This window comes from Rahnella sikkimica, assembly GCF_002951615.1.
Classification (GTDB): domain Bacteria; phylum Pseudomonadota; class Gammaproteobacteria; order Enterobacterales; family Enterobacteriaceae; genus Rahnella; species Rahnella sikkimica.
This window is the reverse complement of sequence record NZ_CP019062.1, coordinates 1915794-1937467: the sequence shown is the minus strand read 5'-3', so window position 1 is coordinate 1937467 and position 21674 is coordinate 1915794. Positions and strand designations below refer to the sequence as shown.

21 protein-coding genes, 2 tRNA genes and 1 pseudogene are annotated in these 21674 nt (G+C 51.3%); 10 read left to right on the top strand and 14 right to left on the bottom strand.

What is annotated here, in order from left to right; all coding sequences use genetic code 11:
* Nucleotides 1-372 precede the first annotated feature (372 nt).
* From BV494_RS08790 to BV494_RS08780, 3 genes are all read right to left on the bottom strand, one after another.
* Nucleotides 373-449 (bottom strand) — tRNA-Val (locus BV494_RS08790).
* A 30-nt stretch (nucleotides 450-479) separates the two neighbouring features.
* A tRNA-Val gene (locus BV494_RS08785) sits at nucleotides 480-556 on the bottom strand.
* Between the two features lie 232 nt (nucleotides 557-788).
* Nucleotides 789-2162: an MATE family efflux transporter gene (locus BV494_RS08780; RefSeq protein WP_104922532.1), complete on the bottom strand. Its 1374-nt coding sequence runs from the start codon at nucleotides 2160-2162 to the stop codon at nucleotides 789-791.
* A gap of 254 nt (nucleotides 2163-2416) precedes the next feature.
* Between BV494_RS08780 and BV494_RS08775 the strand changes: the two genes are divergently transcribed.
* Nucleotides 2417-3070 (top strand): riboflavin synthase subunit alpha, encoded by a 654-nt coding sequence (locus tag BV494_RS08775; protein WP_104922531.1) that lies wholly within the window; start codon nucleotides 2417-2419, stop codon nucleotides 3068-3070.
* Between the two features lie 95 nt (nucleotides 3071-3165).
* Here the strand turns inward: BV494_RS08775 and cfa are convergent, their stop codons facing one another.
* Entirely contained in the window at nucleotides 3166-4317 is a 1152-nt protein-coding gene (gene cfa / locus BV494_RS08770) for a cyclopropane fatty acyl phospholipid synthase (protein WP_104922530.1), read from the bottom strand.
* 361 nt (nucleotides 4318-4678) lie between these two features.
* Complete coding sequence (punC, locus tag BV494_RS08765; RefSeq protein ID WP_104922529.1) at nucleotides 4679-5890, bottom strand: purine nucleoside transporter PunC; 1212 nt, start codon at nucleotides 5888-5890, stop codon at nucleotides 4679-4681.
* A gap of 136 nt (nucleotides 5891-6026) precedes the next feature.
* Here punC and punR point away from each other — a divergent pair, with 136 nt between their 5' ends.
* Complete coding sequence (punR, locus tag BV494_RS08760) at nucleotides 6027-6932, top strand: DNA-binding transcriptional activator PunR (protein ID WP_104922528.1); 906 nt, start codon at nucleotides 6027-6029, stop codon at nucleotides 6930-6932.
* Between the two features lie 37 nt (nucleotides 6933-6969).
* Here the strand turns inward: punR and purR are convergent, their stop codons facing one another.
* The gene (purR, locus tag BV494_RS08755) at nucleotides 6970-7995 is read right to left on the bottom strand and encodes an HTH-type transcriptional repressor PurR (RefSeq protein ID WP_104922527.1); all 1026 of its coding nucleotides are present in this window, start codon (nucleotides 7993-7995) and stop codon (nucleotides 6970-6972) included.
* 333 nt (nucleotides 7996-8328) lie between these two features.
* Between purR and cydH the strand changes: the two genes are divergently transcribed.
* Nucleotides 8329-8418: a cytochrome bd-I oxidase subunit CydH gene (cydH, locus tag BV494_RS26345; RefSeq protein ID WP_104922526.1), complete on the top strand. Its 90-nt coding sequence runs from the start codon at nucleotides 8329-8331 to the stop codon at nucleotides 8416-8418.
* A 165-nt stretch (nucleotides 8419-8583) separates the two neighbouring features.
* Here the strand turns inward: cydH and BV494_RS08745 are convergent, their stop codons facing one another.
* Nucleotides 8584-9498 carry a C40 family peptidase gene (locus tag BV494_RS08745; protein ID WP_104922525.1) on the bottom strand — a complete coding sequence of 305 codons (915 nt, stop codon included), beginning with the start codon at nucleotides 9496-9498 and terminating at the stop codon, nucleotides 8584-8586.
* Between the two features lie 462 nt (nucleotides 9499-9960).
* Here BV494_RS08745 and BV494_RS08740 point away from each other — a divergent pair, with 462 nt between their 5' ends.
* Complete coding sequence (locus tag BV494_RS08740) at nucleotides 9961-10302, top strand: Grx4 family monothiol glutaredoxin (protein ID WP_104922524.1); 342 nt, start codon at nucleotides 9961-9963, stop codon at nucleotides 10300-10302.
* Between the two features lie 112 nt (nucleotides 10303-10414).
* Here the strand turns inward: BV494_RS08740 and rnt are convergent, their stop codons facing one another.
* The 3 genes from rnt to BV494_RS08725 form a co-directional block, all read right to left on the bottom strand.
* Entirely contained in the window at nucleotides 10415-11125 is a 711-nt protein-coding gene (gene rnt, locus BV494_RS08735; protein WP_104922523.1) for a ribonuclease T, read from the bottom strand.
* 102 nt (nucleotides 11126-11227) lie between these two features.
* Nucleotides 11228-11635: a lactoylglutathione lyase gene (gloA, locus tag BV494_RS08730; RefSeq protein ID WP_104922522.1), complete on the bottom strand. Its 408-nt coding sequence runs from the start codon at nucleotides 11633-11635 to the stop codon at nucleotides 11228-11230.
* Nucleotides 11636-11797: 162 nt separating this feature from the next.
* Entirely contained in the window at nucleotides 11798-12889 is a 1092-nt protein-coding gene (locus BV494_RS08725) for an alkene reductase (RefSeq protein ID WP_104922521.1), read from the bottom strand.
* A gap of 402 nt (nucleotides 12890-13291) precedes the next feature.
* On the opposite strand from BV494_RS08725, the gene BV494_RS08720 reads away from it, so the two are divergent.
* Together BV494_RS08720 and BV494_RS08715 are read left to right on the top strand one after the other, a co-directional pair.
* Nucleotides 13292-13531 (top strand): DUF1289 domain-containing protein, encoded by a 240-nt coding sequence (locus BV494_RS08720; protein WP_104922520.1) that lies wholly within the window; start codon nucleotides 13292-13294, stop codon nucleotides 13529-13531.
* 132 nt (nucleotides 13532-13663) lie between these two features.
* Nucleotides 13664-14559, top strand: a pseudogene (locus BV494_RS08715) (aldo/keto reductase).
* Between the two features lie 20 nt (nucleotides 14560-14579).
* On the opposite strand, the gene BV494_RS08710 reads toward BV494_RS08715, so the two are convergent.
* Genes BV494_RS08710 through BV494_RS08700 form a run of 3 tightly spaced genes read right to left on the bottom strand, consistent with a single transcriptional unit; the run spans nucleotide 14580 to nucleotide 17725 of the window.
* A complete protein-coding gene (locus tag BV494_RS08710; protein ID WP_104922519.1) occupies nucleotides 14580-16631 on the bottom strand; it encodes an FUSC family protein in 2052 nt (683 codons plus the stop codon).
* Between the two features lie 9 nt (nucleotides 16632-16640).
* Nucleotides 16641-17498, bottom strand: a complete 858-nt coding sequence (locus tag BV494_RS08705) for an efflux RND transporter periplasmic adaptor subunit (RefSeq protein ID WP_104922518.1) — start codon at nucleotides 17496-17498, stop codon at nucleotides 16641-16643.
* Between the two features lie 2 nt (nucleotides 17499-17500).
* The gene (locus BV494_RS08700; protein ID WP_095925101.1) at nucleotides 17501-17725 is read right to left on the bottom strand and encodes a DUF1656 domain-containing protein; all 225 of its coding nucleotides are present in this window, start codon (nucleotides 17723-17725) and stop codon (nucleotides 17501-17503) included.
* Nucleotides 17726-17919: 194 nt separating this feature from the next.
* Here BV494_RS08700 and slyA point away from each other — a divergent pair, with 194 nt between their 5' ends.
* A complete protein-coding gene (slyA, locus tag BV494_RS08695; RefSeq protein WP_104922517.1) occupies nucleotides 17920-18354 on the top strand; it encodes a transcriptional regulator SlyA in 435 nt (144 codons plus the stop codon).
* Between the two features lie 109 nt (nucleotides 18355-18463).
* Here slyA and BV494_RS08690 read toward each other — a convergent pair whose 3' ends face one another.
* Nucleotides 18464-18934 (bottom strand): outer membrane lipoprotein, encoded by a 471-nt coding sequence (locus BV494_RS08690; protein ID WP_104922516.1) that lies wholly within the window; start codon nucleotides 18932-18934, stop codon nucleotides 18464-18466.
* A 395-nt stretch (nucleotides 18935-19329) separates the two neighbouring features.
* Here BV494_RS08690 and anmK point away from each other — a divergent pair, with 395 nt between their 5' ends.
* The 3 genes from anmK (at nucleotide 19330) to pdxH (ending at nucleotide 21650) form a co-directional block, all read left to right on the top strand.
* Nucleotides 19330-20448 carry an anhydro-N-acetylmuramic acid kinase gene (gene anmK / locus BV494_RS08685; RefSeq protein WP_104924754.1) on the top strand — a complete coding sequence of 373 codons (1119 nt, stop codon included), beginning with the start codon at nucleotides 19330-19332 and terminating at the stop codon, nucleotides 20446-20448.
* A gap of 84 nt (nucleotides 20449-20532) precedes the next feature.
* Entirely contained in the window at nucleotides 20533-20844 is a 312-nt protein-coding gene (locus BV494_RS08680; RefSeq protein WP_104922515.1) for an MliC family protein, read from the top strand.
* Nucleotides 20845-20984: 140 nt separating this feature from the next.
* Nucleotides 20985-21650 (top strand): pyridoxamine 5'-phosphate oxidase, encoded by a 666-nt coding sequence (gene pdxH / locus BV494_RS08675; RefSeq protein WP_104922514.1) that lies wholly within the window; start codon nucleotides 20985-20987, stop codon nucleotides 21648-21650.
* Nucleotides 21651-21674 lie beyond the last annotated feature (24 nt).

Below are 21674 nucleotides of genomic sequence, written 5' to 3'. Positions count from 1 at the left end.
CTTTTATAAGTGCGATATCGACAGATCAAGGGGCTGAAACCATTCAATCGAAGAGACGATGCGTATTATAGAGGGGAACGCGGTGGGAAACCAAATAAAAAACGTGATGCTGCGCAAGCTTAGGGCAGATGACAGAGCTTTGTTGCGCAATTATCCAAAGCGGGCAGAGTAAAAATCAGAAGGTATAACAGTTTCGTCACGGTACCTTCGAAAATGCCACATTTGAGAAATAATCTTAAAAAAATACAAACGGATGACGTCAGCGCGATTGGAAATAAGAAAAGCTCACAGGCGAAAGCGTGTCATCGGATTTTTCAGATTCTGGAAGACTTCAGGGAATTGTAAAACAGGGAAGGAGAATGAACGTTGCTTTGGTGCGTCCGAGTGGACTCGAACCACCGACCCCCACCATGTCAAGGTGGTGCTCTAACCAACTGAGCTACGGACGCACAATGTGCAACGGTAAAGCTTTTAAAGAATGGTGCGTCCGAGTGGACTCGAACCACCGACCCCCACCATGTCAAGGTGGTGCTCTAACCAACTGAGCTACGGACGCATCGTTTTCTTCGGTGTCAGCCAGTGTTGGCGACGGGGACGAATATTAACGACCTCTCTGAAGGCTGGCAAGGGAAAAAAGACATTTTCCTGTCATATTGTGAGTGATCGCCGAGCTAATGCGCATTGCGTTGTTTTTTTAGGCATAACGGCCGGGCGGATGACGAAATTTTCCGCGTCCAGCAGCCACTTTTCAGCACGCGGAATTTCAAACTGCCGGATTTTAAATCCGATCAACGGCCTGCTTTTTGCAAAATAGTAAAAGAGGGTTGTTTTTGCAGCCAGCGCATACGGAATGTCATCATCACAGCGGCAAAAGTCAGCCCAAGGATAAATCCGCACCAGAATCCGCTTGGCCCCATTTGCGGCACCAGCAGATCTGTCAACCCGAGAACATAGCCCACTGGCAATCCCAGCACCCAATACGCGACAAACGTAATATAGAAGATAGAACGCGTATCTTTGTATCCGCGCAGTACGCCACTGCCTATTACCTGAACCGCATCTGAAATCTGGAACAGCGCAGCAAATATCAGCAGATGAGACGCCAGTGTCACCACTTCCATATTGTCATTATAAAGTGACGCAATGTGTTCACGGAAAATGATGGCGGTCAGGCTCGTGCAACAGGCCATCAAAATGCCGGTCATAATGCTGGTGTAAGCCGCCACTTTGGCACCTTCCACCGACGATTCGCCCAGGCGTGAGCCCACACGGATTGTCGCCGCAACGCCGAGCGAAAGCGGAATAACGAACATCAGTGAGCCGACGTTAAGCGCGATTTGATGGCTGGCGACGGCTACAATACCTAACGGTGAAACCAGCAGTGCGACGATGGCAAACAGGGTCACTTCGAAGAACAGCGCCAGCGCAATCGGCATTCCGAGCTGGATCAAACGGCGCAGCGTTGGCCAGTCAGGTTTTGCAAAACGCGAAGGGGCGACGATGTCGCGCATCGTATAATTACGGCGCACATAAAACCGCATCATAAAGAACATGACCCAGTAAACCGTTCCCGTCGCCACGCCGCAGCCCACACCGCCCAGCGCCGGTGCGCCGAATTTTCCGTAGATGAAAATGTAGTTAACCGGGATATTCACCAGCAGCCCGATAAAACCGAACACCATGCCGGGTTTGGTTTTTGACAGCCCTTCACACTGATCGCGCAATACCTGGAAATACAGGTAGCCCGGCGCGCCCCACATAATCGCGTGCAAATACCCGACGGCTTTTTCTTTCAGCTCAGGATCGATATTGTGCATCAGGCCAATAAGATGGTCGCATTGATACAAGACGGCAATGATCAGCACGGAAACGCCGGAAGCCAGCCAGAATCCCTGCTGGACCTGATGGCCAATTTTATCCCGGCGTCCGGCACCGTTCAGATGCGCGATGATGGGCGTCAGAGAAAGTAACAGACCGTGGCCGAATAAAATCGCGGGCAGCCAGATTGAGGTCCCGACGGCAACCGCAGCCATATCGGTAGCGCTGACCGAACCGGCCATAATGGTATCCACCACGCCCATGGAAGTCTGAGCGACTTGTGCAAGGATGACCGGGATCGCAAGCGCCAATAAAACCCGCGCCTCTGCAAGGTACTTCTGCACTGATACACCTTTTTTGTTGATTATATTGAATAAAAAACGCCACGCGCGGCGGCATTAAAGAGTGGAAAATAGCCACAAGATTGTACATCTTCAATATTTTTAAGCAAACAATGCTGTTAATGACCCGTTAAATAATGAAATTGGTCAATACGAGACTATTTTTGGCCGCGGGGATTTGGCTTTCAATTAATTCTGCGGCAAACTGACCGGAGTGTCGTCTTAATACCGCAGATTTAAACATTGAGGAAAAGGCTATGTTTACCGGAATAGTTCAGGGAACCGGAACGGTTGTGTCCATTGACGAAAAACCGAATTTTCGTACCCATGTCGTTCGCCTGCCTGAGGATATGCTTGATAACCTCGAGTTGGGGGCGTCTGTTTCACACAACGGTTGTTGTCTGACGGTGACAGAAGTGAACGGGGATTTAGTCAGTTTCGATCTGATGAAAGAAACTCTGCGCCTGACTAACCTTGGCGATCTTAACGTCGGCGATCAGGTTAATCTGGAACGCGCCGCTCGTTTTAATGACGAAATTGGCGGGCATTTAATGTCCGGGCATATTATTTGTACTGCCGAAGTGGCGAAGATTTTGACGTCAGAAAATAACCGTCAAATCTGGTTCCGTATGCCACATGAAGATTTAATGAAATATGTCTTACATAAAGGATATATCGGAATTGATGGTATAAGCCTGACCATCGGCGAAGTCACCCGCACCCGTTTTTGTGTGCATTTAATTCCTGAGACACTGCAAAGAACCACGTTAGGGACTAAGCGTCTTGGTGATAAAATTAATATTGAGATTGATCCGCAAACGCAGGCTATCGTTGACACGGTTGAACGCGTACTTGCCAGCCGCGAAGCCGCAATCGCCACTGCGCAAGCGATGATTGAAAAGTCCGAGTAAATTTTTCAGCAGCGGATTTATAAATAGAAAGAAAAGAAAAACCGGACATTCACGTCCGGTTTTTCTTTTATGGCACGGCGAAACACTTGCGCGAATTAACGCGGAACGCGTATCCCGCCATCCACACCTTCAGGGCTGAACACGACTTGCCAGAGCTGGATATCACGTGCTCTGAAAGCACCCGCGCAGGCATTCAGATAGTACGTGAACATTCGATGGAAACGGTCGCCGTAACGTTCCGCCAGTTCAGGCCAGTGTTTCTGGAAACGCTCGTTCCAGGCCATCAGCGTACGATCATAATCTGCGCCGATGTTGTGCCAGTCTTCCATCACAAACAAAGACTCACTGTTTTTTGCAATTTGCTGAACAGACGGCAGACAACCATTCGGGAAGATGTACTTATCAATCCACGGATCGACGCTAAGATCTGTTTTGTTTGAACCGATGGTGTGCAGCAGGAAAATACCGTCAGGTTTGATATTGCGTCTGGCGACATTAAAGTAGGTCTCATAATTTTTTGGACCCACATGTTCGAACATACCGACAGAAACAACGCGATCGAACTGATCGTTAAGATCGCGGTAATCTTTCAACAGAATGGTGACGTCTAACCCTTCGCAGCGTTTCTGAGCCAGTTTCTGTTGCTCGGCTGAAATGGTGACGCCGACGACGCTGACGCCATAATTGCGGGCCGCAAACTCCGATAATCCGCCCCAGCCACAGCCGATATCGAGCAAACGCAGGCCCGGTTTCAGTTGCAGCTTATCGCAAATCATCTTGAGTTTGGCTTCCTGCGCTTCTTCAAGCGTGGTGGCGTCTTTCCAGTAGCCACAGGAATATTGCATATAAGGGTCGAGCATCAGGGTGAATAAATCATTACCTAAATCGTAATGTTCTTTCCCGACGATCCACGCCCGCTTGCGGGATTGCAGATTGGTGAGGCGCGCGGCTGCGATGCGCAGTGTGTCTTTGAAATGGTGGGGGAGTTTACTTTCCAAACCTGCACGGAGAACACGTTGGAAAAATACATCAAGCCGTTCGCATTCCCACCAACCATCCATATAACTTTCACCCAGACCCAAAGAACCTTCCTGTAAAACACGCTTGAAAAAGTCAGTGTTTTTTACTTTAAGGTCGAAAGGGCGACTACCGTTAACCTGGATGTCTGCCATAGCCAGCATTTCACTGACTATCCGATACCACTGATTGTCCTGAATGCTTTGGTCTTCAATACACGATGAACTCATAGCTTCTCCATCACTTTCTCTTCTGACTTATTAACCTGCCGGGAAAAGCAAAGGCAATTTGTGCAGGTCTTTATGAGAACAGACGACTTGCGCCACGTCTGATATTCGACACCAATAGAGGAAATTTAGAAGAACACCCGCACACAAAGTGTATGCAGGAAAATCATCCTTGAAACATAAACCAGAAAAAATAGTGTGACGCGATCCTCGCGCCGACGCTAAGGTTGTAATAAAAGTATTGTAAAAATGCTATTTTATTGGGTTTTGTTGAGTATAGGCTCGCTCGCAGGCATTCTCAATAGTTAATCGCTACGAATATAGATGTCCATTAAGTGATTGTAACTTAAGGTCATTATTACTATTAATTCGCGTGGCGTGTCTGCGTTTTTTGCTCCGGTTCGTTCTCCCCGAATTGCCCCTCTTCCTGACGCATTGACAACCAGCGGCCTAAAACGACCAACAATAGTGTAGACAGCATCGTGGTGACTGTCGCCATTAACGGTTGCACAATAAATGCGGAAACCAGAAGACTTGCGAGGAAACACAGCCCCAACTGCAGGGTATTTTGCAACGCCGCCGCCTTGCCTGTATTAGCAGGAAATGGCATTAATGCGTTTGCGACAACAATCGGATATATCGCGCCATTCACCAGAGCCATTAAACAGAAAGGAATTAAGAGGCTCACAAGTCCTGCATCAGTAAATATAGCCACGCCGAACAGGCTTGCCACACTGACGCCATAACCTGCCAGTAGCCACGGCAGGATCTTATTCCCATCGGTTTTACTGATCAGTAAGCGACACCCGAACCCGCCGAGCAGGAAGGCTATGGTCTGCGGAACATAGCTCAGACCAATCACGCCCGGCGAATACCCCATGTCGCTGAGAATAAACGGGGAACCGGTCAGCCACGCAAAAAAACCGGCCGAGCAGGCGGCATAAATCATCACGTTACCGCTGTAAACCCGTGAAGCGAGAAGCTTCGCGAAACCGGCTTTATCAGCAGGAGCTTGAACCTCTGGTGTCTTTTCGCGCAGTGTGAATGTGGTGATAAGCAAGATAACGGCTACGCAGGTCAGCAGAACAAAAATCGCTTCCCAGTCAAAATGATTGAGAACCCATGCGCCCAGCAAAGGTGCAAGAGCAGGGGACAGCGCAACCAGCGGCATAATACTGGCAAAGGTTTTTTTAGCGACATCGGCAGAAAAGCGATCCACCACCAGCGCCTGCCAGGTGACGGCGGCGGCACAGACACCGACAGCTTGCAGGAAACGCAGGGCCAGCAGAGCGCGGACATTCTCAACCCACAGTACGCCCAGACAACCCACGACAAAAAGCGCTAATCCGATCAGCAATACCGGTTTACGACCAATCTTGTCGGACAACGGCCCCCACAACAGCTGGCCGATGGCAAAGCCGCCCAGGAAAATACTCAGGCTGGCGCTGATCATGCCGGGGCTGGTCATCAGGCTGGTTTGCATAGCGCTGAAGGCCGGCAGGTACATATCAGTCGCTAAAAAGCCGAGCATGCTCAGCCCGGCAAGATAGAGCATAAATCCTGGAGAGGGTTTCATTATTGTCTCTTTAATTTATTTAGTGCAGATGATTTGACGTGGAAATCGTATCGGATGCGGAGTTTAACGCTTTGATAACGGGCTTGTGAAACGCTAATATTTGCGTTCTGCTATCAAAAAAATTGAAGGCTAAACGATGTGGTCAGAATATGCACTTGAAGTGGTGGACGCCGTCGCACGAACTGGCAGTTTCAGCGCTGCCGCGCAGGATTTGCACCGGGTTCCTTCTGCCATAAGCTATACCGTTCGCCAGCTTGAACAATGGCTGGCCGTTCCGCTGTTTGAGCGCAGACATCGCGACGTTGTTCTGACGCCTGCGGGTAGGGTTTTTGTCGATGAAGCGCGGATTCTGACAAAAAAAATGATAGCCACCCGTCGTCAGTGTCAGCAGGTCGCGAACGGCTGGCGCGGTGAATTGCGGGTGGCCGTCGACCGTATCGTTAAACCTGCACGGACGCGGCGGTTGGTCCTGGATTTCTACCGCCATTTCCCGGATACCGAACTCATCATTCATTCGGAAGTCTTTAACGGTGTCTGGGATGCGCTGGTCGACGGGCGTGCCGATGTCGCCATCGGGGCAACGCGCGCTATTCCTGTCGGAGGGCGGTTCAGTTTCCGGGATATGGGCTTTATGGACTGGCATTGCGTGGTCAGCGCACAACATCCGCTGGCGCAGACGTCGGGAATACTGAGTGACGATCAGTTGCGGCCTTATCCGGCGCTTTGTCTGGAAGATACGTCACGGACGTTGCCGAAACGCGATACCTGGACGCTGGATAACCAGCGGCGGCTGGTGGTTCCCGACTGGACGTGTGCGGTGGAATGTCTGAACGAAGGTTTATGTGTGGGAATGATGCCGGTTCACCGCGTGACGCCCTGGATTGAACAGCAAAAATTGAAGGTTCTGTCGCTGGAAAATACCTTTCCGGACAGCCCGTGTTGCCTGACGTGGGATCAGAGCAATCCGTCGCCTTCGCTGGCGTGGCTGCTGGAATACATGGGCGATACGGAAACGATGAACCGGGAATGGTTGCGCGACTGATAAAAAAAACGCCTGCAGCGCAGGCGTTGAGAGAGAATTAGCGGCGGTAATCGCGGTACGGGCCGTCGGCCACTGAACGGCGTTCAACCAGCTTCGGATGCACCTCAATGGTCTGCGATTCTTCGCGCTTACTGATAATTCTGTCCAGCAGCATGGTAAAGGCCATTTCACCCAGACGTTCTTTCGGCTGATGAACGGTCGTCAGTGCTGGCGAGAAATAACGCGCATTTCGAACGTTGTCATAACCAATCACGGAAATATCCTGCGGAACGCGCAGGCCAAGCTCATCGGCGGCACAGATTGCGCCCATCGCCATCACGTCTCCGCCACAGAACACGGCCGTCGGGCGGTTTTTCTGCATCAGAATTTTGTGCATGGCCTGATAACCTGATTCCGGCTCAAAGTCGCCCTGAACCACCCATTCTTCACGAAGAGGTATATTGGCTTCCGTCAGCGCTTTCACAAAGCCCTGGAAACGACCGCCGCCGGTGTTTCGCGCCAGTTGCCCCGGAATAACACCGATATCGCGATGGCCGCGTTCAATAAGATAACGTCCGGCCATATAACCGCCTTCAAACGCATTATCGATAATACTGTCGGTGAAATTCTTACGCGCCTCGCCCCAGTCCATCACAACCATCGGGATAGAACGGTACTCTTCGAGCATATTCAGCAATTCGTCCGGATATTCCGCGCACATCACCAGTAAACCGTCGACGCGTTTTTGCGCCAGCATTTGCAGGTAAGCCTGTTGTTTCTCCAGATTATTGTGTGAGTTACACAAAATCAGCGTATAGCCTTTTGAGAAACAGCTGTTTTCTACGGCCTCAATCACTTCGGCGAAGTAGGGCGCTTCACTGGACGTTGCCAGCAGGCCGATAGTTTTGGTGTTATTGACCTTCAGGCTGCGTGCCACTGCACTGGGAGAGTAGTGCAACTCTTTGATTGCAAGGAGAACCGCGGCTCGGGTTTCTTCGGCGACGAAACGGGTTTTATTGATGACGTGCGACACGGTTGTGGTGGAAACGCCAGCGCGCTTTGCGACATCTTTAATCGTTGCCATGTAAAAAATGACTCCTGTGCTCACGTGTTTCAGCACGTTAGCATTATGTTAATCGTTTGCTTGCGTGGATTTGACTGCTGACTTCGAAAAGGGCAGTGAAATCGTTGGGTGGATTCTTCAGGGTGAGGCGTGAAATGCTCTCGGGTGAAATCGACCGGCACACAGGCGTGGTAACCGACAATTTTCACTTATAATGCAGGAAAGTGGAAGTAAAATTGTCATGAACCTGTTGTTATTCAGCACAAGATTTTAAACGCGAATTATGAGAAAATGCGTTGGCACACATTTAGTGTGGCTAAACGAATGCCACAATTTGATCCGTAAGGGGGTTTGATGGACAGTAACCTGAAATTTTCTTTGATCACTACGGTCTGCGCTTTGCTCGTGATTATTGCTTTCAGCTTTACCGCAGTGATGAACTGATTTGCGCGAAAGCCGCAATAAAAAAGGGCGATTACCTATAACAGGAATCGCCCTTTTCAATTTTACGCCGTGGCCCTTTGCGCCGATGCTCTTCCCTGCAGAAACTCTTCGTTAAATGCTATTCAATGGCTGATTAGCGAAACTTCAGACTTAACGAATTGTTTATTATCGGATCGTCTTAGGGGTCATTACCCGACGAGCTCCCACATAATGGTCTTGCCAGTAATCTTCACCCAGTGAGGTGATTTTGATGTCTTCGCCAGTGCGGGGTGACTGGATAAACTTGCCGTTTCCAACGTAAACACCGACATGGTCTGCGGCACCGCGGTTATTAATTCGGAAGAACACCAAATCGCCGGATTCTAATTCACCCCGTTTGACCGGAGCCGCATCGCGCAGGTGGTACATTTCATTGGCTGTGCGAGGCATTTTAATACGGATTAAGTCTTTGTATGCGTAGTAAACCAGTCCGCTGCAATCGAAACCTGTATTCGGTGACGTTCCGCCCCAGCGGTATGGTTTGCCGACCTGGTGCATCAGCTTCGTCATCGCGGTTTGCTGTGCGTGCTGATAACGTTTCTTGTGTGTTGCGCTGAGCGTTATTGGCTTACTGTCTTCTTCACGTAACTTTTTGCCTTTGCGGTGGCGGCCGTACGGTTCTTTTTTACTGGCCTTTTCACTGCTGTTTTTAGCGAGAGAACGGGTTTTCTTTTCTTTCTCTGCTTTTGCCTCGGCCCGGGTTGTCTTGAGTGTTTTTTCTTTTTTACTCTCAACCTTATTCCCGGCCCGCGTCGTTTTTATTGTTTTTTCAGAAGACGTCTTTCGCTTAACCAGTTCGGTGCTTTTGACTTTCTTCTTCGATGTTTTTTCCTGAGTTTTAGGTTCTGATACCGGCGCAACTTTGGTTTTCTTACTGGTTTTCGCGGCCACCGTTTTTCGCTTTCGACGCTCTTCCGGTGTGACCAGATTGACATGACTCTTTCGCTGATCGGCAGCGACACGACTTTGTGGCGACGCATGAGCCATATTCAGAAACAGCTGGGTAAAGAGCAGCACAAAAAGCGTGAACAGTAAGCGCATAGCTTCGTTACCATGAGTGGTAGAGTTAAACATCAGGGACGTCAGAGTATTGCCTAAAATAACCCGACAAAAAAGCACGAATTGCATCGATTCTAGATCATATTGTGAGAAAAAGTTAATAGCTTTTTTTATGTCGAAATAACCGCCATTTTTAGTCAAAAAAATAACCACTTTTCATCGGGTTAATATTTGAGTTAAAGAATGGAGTTTTGCAAATCTGACATTTTCGTGGAACGGAAAAATGTTATTCTCGATGAATCTTTAATTATGTGAGCCTGAACGCAAGCGCCGAAAATTGTTTAGCAAAATGCCAGTATTGAGAAAGACCCCACAAAAATTGGCGTTTTTATCTGGTGGCTGCCATCGTTACAATAGAAAGCATTGTGATTGCGCACCGTCTCTGTGTGCTGCGCGTGAAGAGTAATGACCGTGACAGCCTGTACCGGCTTGAGGAAGCAAGAAATGACCACTCCAACGATTGAAAAAATTCAGAAGCAAGTTTCTGAAAACCCGATTCTGCTGTACATGAAAGGTTCTCCAAAACTGCCAAGTTGCGGTTTCTCTGCACAGGCCGTCCAGGCGCTGTCTGCGTGTGGCGAGCGTTTCGCTTACGTTGATATCCTGCAGAACCCGGATATCCGTGCTGAGATGCCTAAATTTGCTAACTGGCCGACGTTCCCGCAGTTGTGGGTTGACGGTGAGCTGGTTGGCGGTTGTGACATCGTGGTTGAGATGTTCCAGCGCGGTGAGCTGCAACAGCTGATCAAAGAAACCGCTGAGAAATATAAATCCGCTGAAGAGTAATTCAGGGCGATTCAGATGATACCGGCAGCCTGACCCGTGGTTACCGGCAAAAAAGAGCGACATGATGTCGCTCTTTTTATTTGTTATTTCCACCACATCATAGCCGCGAAAATTATTGCTGATTCTCTTCCGGTGCTTCCACTGCTTCATCTTCAGAAAGCGCCAGCGGCCATCCGCCAAGACGTTTCCAGCGATTTACCAGTTCACAGAACAGTTCTGCCGTGCGTTCAGTGTCGTACAGCGCGGAATGCGCCTGACTGCTGTCAAACACGATACCGGCGCTGATACAGGCCTTCGCCAGCACCGTTTGTCCGAGAACCAGCCCGCTTAACGCGGCAGTGTCAAAGGTGGCAAACGGGTGGAACGGGTTGCGTTTCAGCCCCGCGCGTTCGGCGGCGGCCATCAGGAAACTGTGGTCGAAATTGGCATTGTGCGCCACGATTATCGCCCGGTTACAGTTCTGATCTTTCATCCCTTTGCGGATAACCTTGAAAATCTCATGCAGCGCATCATATTCACTGACCGCACCGCGCAACGGGTTGGTCGGGTCGATGCCGTTGAACGCCAGCGCTTCCGGCACCAGCACTGAACCTTCGAAAGGCTCGACGTGGAAATGTACGGTCTCGTCGCTTTGCAGCCAGCCGTCCTCATCCATTTTCAGCGTAATCGCGGCAATTTCCAGCAGCGCATCCGATTTGGCATTAAATCCGGCGGTTTCCACATCAATCACCACGGGATAAAAACCACGAAAACGACCTTTCAGGGCGTTAATGTCACTATTCTCGGCCATTAGTTTCTTATCTTCATCGAATTCAGCGCGCATTATGACAAATTTTGTCTCCCGTTGCAGGGGCACGGAGAAATTGGCAATAAAAAAGGGCGCGTCTGCGCCCCTGTCAGTGCTTAAGGCCTTTATTGTTCAGGATTAATTTCCCAGACCCTGACCGGCATGTTTTGATTCGATCAGCTCAATTTTGTAGCCATCCGGATCTTCCACAAACGCGATGATGGTCGAGCCGCCTTTCACCGGGCCCGCCTCACGGGTCACTTTGCCGCCCGCGTTACGAATGTCGTCGCAGGTTTGTGCCACGTTATCCACGCCCAGCGCAATGTGACCATACGCAGTTCCGATGTCGTAGCTGTCAACGCCCCAGTTGTAGGTCAGTTCGATCACGGCGCCTTCACTTTCATCGGTGTAACCGACAAATGCCAGAGAATATTTATACTCAGTGTTTTCGCTGGTACGCAGAAGACGCATGCCTAAAACGTCAGTGTAGAAGCTGATTGAACGCTGCAGATCGCCAACGCGAAGCATTGTATGGAGTAAACGCATAATTTCCTCTTTATTTGCAGGATGATGATTATTGATTTAAGCCTAACTGATAGTGACCACTTTGTCCGTAAAACGACAGTCAGTTGCTGAATGACTGACCAAAAAAAGCGGCAACCGGAGGGCATCGGCTGCCGCAAAGAAGGCGTAGAAATTTATTATTGATTACAGAGTCGGATAATCGGTATAGCCCTGAGCACCGCCGCCGTAAAAGGTTTCAGGTTTCGGTTCATTGAGTGGTGCGTGTGATTTCAGGCGCTCGACCAGATCCGGGTTGGCAATGTAGCTGCGGCCAAAGGCCACGGCGTCGATATAACCTTTTTCGATCAGTTCTTCGCCTTTCTCCGCCGTATACGCGCCGGCACCGACAATCACACCGTCATAATGCGCACGGATCACTTCGCGGAATTCAGTGGTGTAAGGTTTACCGCCCGCCCAGTTGGGTTCTGAAATGTGCAGGTAAGCCAGTTTGCGTTTGTTCAGTTCATCCAGCAGATAGATCGCGGCTTCTTCCTGATCCTGACCGTTGTCCAGGCCATTGAAAGGGCCCATCGGGGAAATACGGATACCGACGCGGTCAGCGCCGATGGCATCAATGGCAGCGTCTACCACTTCGAGCGTCAGGCGCGTGCGGTTTTCAATGCTGCCACCGTACTGGTCTTCACGCAGGTTAGACGCCGGGGACATGAACTGGTGCAGCAGATAACCGTGCGCCGCGTGCAGTTCAATGTAATCGAAGCCGGCTTCTGCCGAACAGGCCGCTGCGTGACGGAAATCATTCACAATGCCGGGCATTTCGCTCAGTTCCAGCGCGCGTGGTGTCGGGCAATCTACCCGAATGGCGTGGCCTTGCTCATCACGCAGACTGGTGCGCGTGTTGGGATTGACCGCAGAGGGTGCAACCGGCGTCTGGTTGTCCGGCTGAACGCTGTTGTGCGAGATGCGCCCGGTGTGCCAGAGCTGTACGGCGATGTGGCCGTTTTTCTGATGCACGCTTGCGACAATTTTTTTCCAGGCTGTAACCTGTTCCGGCGTGTGCAGGCCGGGTGCGCCCGCGTAACCTTTCGCCTGGAAGGACACTTGTGTCGCTTCGGTGATGATCAGGCCGGAGCTGTGACGCTGTGCGTAATATTCTCCCATCAGCGGCGTCGGGATATCGCCCGGTTCAATACTGCGCAGACGGGTCAGCGGCGCCATAAACACGCGGTTTGGCAGAGTATTTTTACCGACAACAAGAGGGGTGAAAAGCTTAGTCATTTTGAGTCACTCCGAAATTATGGGATTGATCGGTATGGCTTTAAGGAGCGCACTCCCAGCATACGACCGTTTATTCATGGCTCTTTCTATCGTATCCGGGGCGCATCTGACTACGCGTACGGTGCCTTTTCAAAAAAACTTACCCTGCGTAGTATCACTGTGCGGGCGAAATAAGAAAAAAAAGAGCCGGCGGGTGCCGGCTGAGGTGAGGGCAAACATCTGTTCTCTTGTTTACGTCGTGGGAAACAGTAGGGCCGTTTTCAGACAGAACAAACAGCCACGCGTAAGGTAGCAGCGCCGTGTTGCAGTTATTTGAAGATTGAGACCTCGGGCGATAAATCATCTTGCGGGATGGCGGGAAAACGTCTTGAATAAAAGTTCACCGTTATCAGCGGAGGGCGTGTGGCCCAGCAGCTAGAGTTTTTCGACATCCCCAGTCCGTGCCGTGGAATTTGTCAGGCCGATGAGCGTGGTTACTGCCGTGGTTGCCTGCGCAGCCGCGAAGAACGTTTCGGCTGGATTAAAATGACCGATACGGAAAAACGCCATGTGCTGCGCTTATGTCAGCAGCGATTAGCGCGCCTGCAACGTGCCGGAAAACAGCCGGATGAACCGCTGCCGGAACAACCCGAACTGTTCTGAAAATATTACGCAGATTGTCCGCGCCGTGATGGCGGTCTGCTTCTTTGCAATTCTTCCGCATCGCATCAATACAGCGTCACAGACGTTGTGTATTCTGTCGCGTGAAAATACGAAAAACTTAAGGGAATCAAAATGGAAGCACGCACCCCGATTTCGCCGCAAGGCCCGGTTTTCTCAAAACTGATTTGTGGTTACTGGCGTCTGATGGAATGGAATATGACGCCGCAGCAGGTTCTGGCGTTTATGGAACAGCATATCGAGCTGGGTATTACGACCGCAGATCATGCCGATATCTACGGCGATTATCAGTGTGAAGCGGCGTTTGGCGCGGCTCTGCGTCTCAAACCGTCGCTGCGCGAAAAAATGCAGCTGGTGAGCAAATGCGGTATCGCCACCCGAGCAAACCCTGACAATAAGATTGGTCACTACATCACCGACCATAAATACATCGTGGAACGTGCTGAGAAATCCCTGAGCAATCTGCATACGGATTCCCTGGATTTACTGCTGATCCACCGCCCTGATCCGTTGATGGACGCCGACGAAGTGGCAGAAGCGTTCACGCAGTTGCATAAAAGCGGCAAAGTGAAGCACTTTGGTGTCTCCAACTTCACGCCTGCGCAGTTCAGCCTTTTGCAGTCGCGCCTGCCGTTTTCACTGGTCACCAATCAGGTGGAAATTTCTCCGATTCATCAGCCTGCCATTCTCGATGGCACTTTAGATCTCTGCCAGCAGTTGCGTATCAAACCGATGGCGTGGTCCTGTCTGGGGGCGGTCGCCTGTTCAGCGAGGCAGAATTCCAGCCGTTGCGTGACGAGCTTCAGACCGTGGCCAATGAAACCGGCGCAGACACCATTGAACAGGTGGTTTATGCGTGGGTGATGCGTCTGCCTTCGCAGCCGCTGCCGATTATCGGTTCGGGTAAAATCGAACGCGTGGCTTCTGCGCTGAAATCGTTATCGCTTGAGATGACGCGCCAGCAGTGGTTCCGCATCCGCAAAGCAGCACTAGGTTACGACGTTCCGTAACCCGTTTTGCGTCCAGATGGTCAGGCGGGTTTTGTGGCAGTGAGCGCAGGACTTGCCGGGCCATCATCCGTTGAAATTGCCTGTTGCAACTGCGACAGCGAACAATACAAACGCCAGATGACTCCCGCCAGATCGCGTGCCGCCGGTTCCGGATGATGTGCCAGCGATTCACTCATACGCAGTAATTCAACCAGCGTAGCATCCAGATTTTCATGGCTGACACCCCGTTCGGTCATCACGCCTTTCAGGCAATGAATACACACGTCGCGCACCGCAGAAAGCGGATCGGATCGCGTTTCCCATTCACGTAGTTGCCAGACGATGTGACTGCAATTGAGCAGCACCACGCCCCAGCGCAGCAACCAGGTGCGCGAGAGCAGATCCTGACTTTGATTTAGCTGATTCATGCGATGGTAAATCAGCGATTCAAACTGGAAATGGCTCAGTGAAGGCTTGCGGCTGAGCTGATCCATAAAGTCCCGGCGCAGTGCGCGAATAATGCGGCGGCTTTTACGTTTATCAGAACTCGGGCGTAAAACCTGAAACGCAATCCCCGCCAGCATGACGCCAGCAATTTTGGCGACGCCGTCATTCATGAACGATCCGTAGTCGAAATCCGGCGGGTTGGTGACGGCCAGAAATGAGCCCATAAACACAATCATCTGACCCCACAATCCGGCGTACCGTTTGTATTGCAGCTTCATCATCTGCATGGTGACCAGCATCGGCAGGAAGAACGCGCAGAACACCCAGAAATTATCGATTTGCACCATCAGGCCGAATTTCAGCAGGAAACAGCCGATGAACAGCAACCCGAGCGATTTGATCAAGAGCGTGATGCTGCCGATAGGTGATGCGGTGGAGGAATAAAGCACGCAACTGACGGCGGTCAGCGCGACCGCACCGGCCCCGGAATCCCACTGCGTGGTCATCCAGAATGCACAGCCGATAACGATACACAGGAACGTCCGCAGGCCATTATAAGCCGCTTCAACCGTGTCAGTGTGCTGCGCGAGATGCGTGATCTTTGGCGGTTGCAGCGTTTCCGCTTCTGTCGCACTGGCGTTTTCCACCCGGCGTAACCAGCGTTCACTGCGCAGATACAACCAGCAAAAATCGCGCAGCCGCTTCCAGAATGCCTGATGGCGAAAGTCTGCGGTGTCATGCGGCTGAATGTGTTGCAGGATTTTCGACAGCTTATATTTATCGGTGTCCGGCTTGCGAAGTTCATCGAGCAAAACATTCAGCACGGCGGCCAGATTCTCCGGCGGATTGGGCCAGTTCAGCAGCATACGACGAAGGCTGGAAATGTAGCTGGTCATCCGCAATTGCTGATGCAGCAAATAATTGAGCACGTTGTTTTGACGGCGAAGGCGGTAATGGCTCCAGACCGCCTGAATACGCAGCAGATTCAGGGTCAGGATCTGCCCGATCAACCCTTCATGTGAAGTGCGGATCTGTTCGGTGATTTCCGTCCGCCACAGCAATTGCGCGTGTTCCAGTAGCTGTGTGTGCATTTTGCGCAGAGAAGTCAGCAGGGCGTCGCCGTCCGACGTGCTCGGCAGAACCATCATCATGAAACCACCGCACAGAATACCGGTGATCACTTCCCCGACGCGCGCCTGAGCGATATCAAAAATCTGCGTAGTGTCAGTGACGTCGACGGTCGAAAACGCGATGATTGCCGCTGTATAACCGGCCAGCGCGAACGCGTAAGAAACGTTATTCTGATAGTGATTGGCGATATAGGTGCAGATGCCCAGCCAGGCGGCGATGGAAAACGTAAAGAGCCACGGTTCATTCAGACAGTGTCCGGCGATAAACACCGCGCCCACCGCGCCCAGCAGGCTGCCGATAATGCGCCCGATACTTTTACTGATAACGCCGCCGACGGTCGGAAAGCTCACAACCGCTGCCGACGTCAGTGCCCAGTAAGGCTCATCCATCTGGAATTCAAAGGCGATATACAGCGCCAGAATCATCGCGATGGAATTGCGCAGCGCATAGCGCCATTGCCCGCCGGTCGCTTTGCCCCACGGCGTATTTTTCCACTCGAGCCAGGAAAGATTCACGACAAAGCCTTAATTGTGGATGGATATGGTGCAGGTCGTACCTGCGACCAGAACAGTCTGTTCCGGGACATTTTCCAGCTTAATTCGCACCGGTATGCGCTGCGCAAGGCGTACCCACGGCACGTTAGGTTTTACATTCATCAGAAGGTCGTCAGAGGCATCCTGGCTCTGGTCATAAATGGCTCTGCCGATACTTTCCACCCGGCCTTTTAACGGGATATTACCGTTGAACAAAGTGATGTCCGCCAGAGCCCCTTCCCGAATATTTTTCAGCTTAGTTTCTTCAAAATAGCCGAGCACATAAAAAGAGTGCACATCGACAAGCCCCACAAGAGGGGTACCCGTGGTGGCGTAATTGCCTTTGCGGGTTTGCAGGTTGGTTATATAACCATCAGCCGGCGCGACAATATTGGTTTTACTCAGATTCCATTTCGCCTGTTCTAAAGACGCCTGCGCAGCCTGATATGCCGCCTGCATGGCTTTGGCGCTGATATTTGATTCATCCAGAGATTCGGCTGAAATAACGTTGGTGCCTAAGCCCCGACGACGCGCAGCCTCGTGGTTGGCTTTGGCTAAGTCCGCGCCAGCTTTCGCCAGATCAGCTTCTGCATTATCTACAGCAATTCTAAACGGCACCGGATCGAGGCTGAACAACGGCGCACCGCTTTTAACAAACTGATTGTCATGGACGTTAATATCAATAATCCGCCCGGAAACTTCAGGTGTGATGTTCACAATTTCAGCGCGTACTTTGCCGTCACGCGTCCACGGTGACTGCATATAGTAATTCCACATCCACCAACCGGCGCATATTGCGACCGCTAAAACGAGCACGGTAGAGAAATATTTGAGTGTTTTAAATTTCATTTTCAGAGGTTCACCATAAGCATCAATGCGGCACAAATAGAGATCACAAAAAGCGATAAATCCATGAGGGTGGGATGCCAGACTTCACCGGAATAAATCCAGTCACGCAGAACTCGGTGTATCAGCAGCCAGAATACCAGCCCCAGTAAAAATGCTTTGAACATCGGGGGGAAATAAAGTGAGGCACCCAGGACCAGATCCGGTAGGGGGAAGCCTGAGTGAAACATTTGCGCATTCACAATATTAATCTCTGCCAGTGATTGTGTTATAAACAAGTTTACCTTTGGGAGCAGACGGCCTGCTTCCGGACGCAATAGTACCTATCATTATATATAGAATTGTAATTTCTCGATTAAAGTTCCAAGAACTAAGCTAAACTCTGGGGAGTTATCTTAGCATGCTAATTATAAGGAGGGGATAATTGGAATCGAATCTGGGGTCAGATCTAGCACGATTAGTTCGTGCCTGGCGTGCGTTGATTGACGATCGGCTAAAACCATTGGAACTCACGCAAACGCATTGGGTAACACTGCATAATATCAATATGTTACCTCCTGAACAGTCTCAAATTCAGCTGGCGAAAGCCATTGGGATTGAACAACCTTCTCTGGTTCGCACACTGGATCAGCTCGAAGAAAAGAAACTGATCACCCGTCAGACTTGTGCCAGCGATCGCCGTGCTAAACGCATCAAGCTGACTGAAGAGGCTGAACCGATCATCAGTGAAATGGAGTCGGTGATTGATTCCACGCGCAAAGAAATTTTGTCCGGTATGTCACATGCAGAAATTGAACAACTGGGTGGAATGCTCTCCCGGTTGGAAAAAAATATCGCTTCCCTGCAAAGCAAATCATAAGAATTGAGTTTTTTTGTCACACAGCGTTGTATTTGTTCTGCCGAAAAGCTGAACGCATAAAAAAACCGAAGCCAGATGGCTTCGGTTTTTTTGTTTTCAGGCTGAAATATCAGGCGCCCGGAGAGACAGTAATGGTGCCGCCGCTGCTGGCCATGCTGACGCGCTGGCCGACGCTGAATTTGGTCGGGCCTGCTTTCTGAACCACCTGAATGGTGGTGCCATCATCACGATGAATTTGCAGTGCTACACCGTTTGAACGGTTAAGTGAACTCTGCACGCCCTGACCGGCTACGCCACCGGCGACTGCACCCGCAGCGGTCGCCAGACTGCGGCCAGTACCGCCACCGACAGTATTCCCCAGGAAACCACCGAGCACCGCCCCGCCCAGAGCACCGACGATGTTAGAATCATCTCCGCCCTGAATTTGAACAGCGCGCGCGGAAACAATCGTCCCGTAGCTCACCTGTTGAATTTGCTTAGCCTCGGACGCGGAGTAAACATCGCCAGACAGAGAGTTATCATTGACGCAGCCAGCAAGGGTTGCACCGGCAAGGGCGACGACGAGTAAACGCTTAATCATAAAGAGCTCCTTTTTTATGCTGCTGCACATCTTTCAGAGTAGCGGCAGCAACAGAGAAAAAACAGTACACATTTCAACATCAGTGTCGAGGGTGTCATAACACGTATTCACTTCATTCTCTCTACTATACAGGAGAGGGACTCAACTAATAATAAACGCAGGTTTAAGTTTTAGACAGCCGTCTGTTAAATCAAAATTCCTGCACTTAATGTTGTTATTGATGGTTATTGCAGCGTACTTATTTTAAAAAAATAAAAATCGTAACAGGAAAAACACGAAGTCATCACACGGTGTAATAAAAAATCAGTAACTCGTGGCGCTGCTCTCTGAATACCGTTTACTCTGTGCCTATTACTTTGTCGGACACTTTTCCTGAGGAGTTGGGGATGTTATCTATGAAATCAGGTCGCTATATCGGGGTGATGTCCGGTACCAGCCTTGACGGTGTTGACGTTGTGCTGGCCGCTATTGATGAACGCATGGTGGCACAGCAGGCGAGCTATTCGCATCCTATTCCACTGGCGTTAAAAAATGCGATTCTGGGTATGTGCCAGGGGCAGCAGGTCACGCTTGAACAGGTCGGCGAACTCGATACACAGCTTGGAATTTTATTCGGTCAAGCCGTTTTGGGCCTGCTCAAAAGCGCCAATATCTCGGCGGACGATGTCACGGCAATCGGCTGTCACGGGCAGACCGTCTGGCATCAGCCTAAAGGTAAAACCACTTTTTCGATGCAGCTTGGAGACAACAACCGCATCGCGGCGATGACGGGCATCACCACCGTGGGGGATTTCCGCCGCCGTGATATGGCGTGGGGCGGGCAGGGTGCACCGCTGGTTCCGGCGTTCCATCAGGCGTTATTGTCTGACGCGGCTGAACGCAGAATGATCCTCAATATTGGCGGCATTGCGAACCTCTCGATGTTGTTACCGGGTCAACCGGTGCGCGGGTATGACACCGGGCCCGGTAATATGCTGATGGATGCGTGGATCTGGCGTCATAAAGCCGAGCCGTATGACAAAGGTGCCGAATGGGCCGGGCAGGGTCGGGTGAATTTGCGGTTACTCCAGCAAATGCTCGCGGATCCGTATTTTGCTGAACCTGCGCCGAAAAGCACCGGGCGCGAATATTTCAATATGGCGTGGCTTGAAAAACAGCTCGCGCGTTCACCGGACATTGCCGCAGCCGATGTGCAGGCGACGCTGGCCGAACTGACGGCGGTGAGTATCGCTGAACAGGTGCAACTGGCGGGCGGCTGCGATCGCCTGATGGTTTGCGGCGGTGGCGCACGTAATCCGCTGCTGATGGCGCGACTCTCGGCGATGTTGCCAGGCACCGAAGTCTGCACAACGGACGCGTGCGGTATCAGCGGGGATGACATGGAAGCGCTGGCGTTTGCGTGGCTGGCATTCAGAACGTTATCTGGCCAGCCGGGCAATTTACCGTCCGTGACCGGAGCCAGCCGCGAAACCGTGCTCGGTGCGATTTACCCGGTGGTTTCAAGCCGTCCCTGATGCGTTCTCGGTTTAATCTCAATGTGCTGCGCCTTCTGGCGTGGTACATAACGGAGGTAAACCAGAACCTACAGGGAGCACCACATGAAAAAGGCGATTATCGCGTCGTTAGCAGGATTAACGCTGGCAGGATGCAGCCAGTTCAGCCATCAGCCCGAAAGCCCGACGGAAGAATTACATTATCAGTGCGGGACTTTGCCGCTGAGCGTCACGCTGGATAAACCGGCACAGCAGGTCAGCATGGTGCTTGATGGCGAACAGCTGAAACTCAAACAGGTCGAAGCCGCTTCAGGAACCCGTTACAGCGATGGCCGTTACACCTTCTGGTCAAAAGGCAATCAGGCCTTTGTCCAGCGCGGGGATAACGTCATTATCGACGATTGCGTCCAGAAATAATCACCCCGTCATAAACCCGAATTATTTAGGGGTGAAGTCAGCCTTTCCGCTTTCCAAAACCCCGCGTCAGGAACGTTGAGATCCTGACGCGTCGGGTGCACAATGCGTTTTACCTTCCTCACAGACGCATTTGAATCCATATGGCTGATAACAATGAATTTGATATTGCAGACTCTCGCCGTGAATACACGCGTGGCGGGCTGCGTCGCGCTGATTTAACTCCCGAACCGCTTCCTTTGTTTGAGCACTGGCTGAAACAAGCCTGCGATGCCCGCCTGGCAGATCCGACCGCGATGGTTGTCGCCACCGTCGACGAACGCGGGCAGCCCTTCCAGCGTATTGTTCTGCTGAAGCACTACGACGAAAAGGGGCTGGTGTTCTACACCAATCTGGGCAGCCGCAAAGCGCAGCAACTGGCGAACAATTCCCGCATCAGCCTGCTGTTCCCGTGGCATATGCTCGATCGTCAGGTCATCGTTCTGGGGCAGGCAGAACGCCTCTCGACGCTGGAAGTGATGAAATACTTCACCAGCCGCCCGAAAGACAGCCAGATCGGCGCGTGGGTTTCGCAACAGTCGAGCCGTATTTCGGCGCGCGGCGTGCTGGAAAGTAAATTCCTCGAACTCAAACAAAAATTCAGCAACGGCGAAGTGCCGCTTCCCAGCTTCTGGGGCGGTTTCCGCGTGAAAGTGGATTCGATGGAATTCTGGCAGGGCGGCGAACATCGCCTGCACGACCGGTTTATCTATCAGCGCGATGAAGCTGAAACAGAAACTGGCTGGAAAATAGACCGCCTCGCACCCTAACCACGAAAAAAAACGCGATTCCCT

Excerpts from the sequence above, each read along its gene's own strand:
- BV494_RS08775 (WP_104922531.1), top strand. The coding sequence starts at position 2,417 with ATGTTTACCGGAATAGTTCAGGGAACCGGAACGGTTGTGTCCATTGAC.
- cfa (WP_104922530.1), bottom strand. The coding sequence starts at position 4,317 with ATGAGTTCATCGTGTATTGAAGACCAAAGCATTCAGGACAATCAGTGG.
- punC (WP_104922529.1), bottom strand. The coding sequence starts at position 5,890 with ATGAAACCCTCTCCAGGATTTATGCTCTATCTTGCCGGGCTGAGCATG.
- punR (WP_104922528.1), top strand. The coding sequence starts at position 6,027 with ATGTGGTCAGAATATGCACTTGAAGTGGTGGACGCCGTCGCACGAACT.
- purR (WP_104922527.1), bottom strand. The coding sequence starts at position 7,995 with ATGGCAACGATTAAAGATGTCGCAAAGCGCGCTGGCGTTTCCACCACA.
- cydH (WP_104922526.1), top strand. The coding sequence starts at position 8,329 with ATGGACAGTAACCTGAAATTTTCTTTGATCACTACGGTCTGCGCTTTG.
- BV494_RS08745 (WP_104922525.1), bottom strand. The coding sequence starts at position 9,498 with ATGCGCTTACTGTTCACGCTTTTTGTGCTGCTCTTTACCCAGCTGTTT.
- BV494_RS08740 (WP_104922524.1), top strand. The coding sequence starts at position 9,961 with ATGACCACTCCAACGATTGAAAAAATTCAGAAGCAAGTTTCTGAAAAC.
- rnt (WP_104922523.1), bottom strand. The coding sequence starts at position 11,125 with ATGCGCGCTGAATTCGATGAAGATAAGAAACTAATGGCCGAGAATAGT.
- gloA (WP_104922522.1), bottom strand. The coding sequence starts at position 11,635 with ATGCGTTTACTCCATACAATGCTTCGCGTTGGCGATCTGCAGCGTTCA.
- BV494_RS08725 (WP_104922521.1), bottom strand. The coding sequence starts at position 12,889 with ATGACTAAGCTTTTCACCCCTCTTGTTGTCGGTAAAAATACTCTGCCA.
- BV494_RS08705 (WP_104922518.1), bottom strand. The coding sequence starts at position 17,498 with ATGAAATTTAAAACACTCAAATATTTCTCTACCGTGCTCGTTTTAGCG.
- BV494_RS08700 (WP_095925101.1), bottom strand. The coding sequence starts at position 17,725 with ATGTTTCACTCAGGCTTCCCCCTACCGGATCTGGTCCTGGGTGCCTCA.
- BV494_RS08690 (WP_104922516.1), bottom strand. The coding sequence starts at position 18,934 with ATGATTAAGCGTTTACTCGTCGTCGCCCTTGCCGGTGCAACCCTTGCT.
- anmK (WP_104924754.1), top strand. The coding sequence starts at position 19,330 with ATGAAATCAGGTCGCTATATCGGGGTGATGTCCGGTACCAGCCTTGAC.
- BV494_RS08680 (WP_104922515.1), top strand. The coding sequence starts at position 20,533 with ATGAAAAAGGCGATTATCGCGTCGTTAGCAGGATTAACGCTGGCAGGA.
- pdxH (WP_104922514.1), top strand. The coding sequence starts at position 20,985 with ATGGCTGATAACAATGAATTTGATATTGCAGACTCTCGCCGTGAATAC.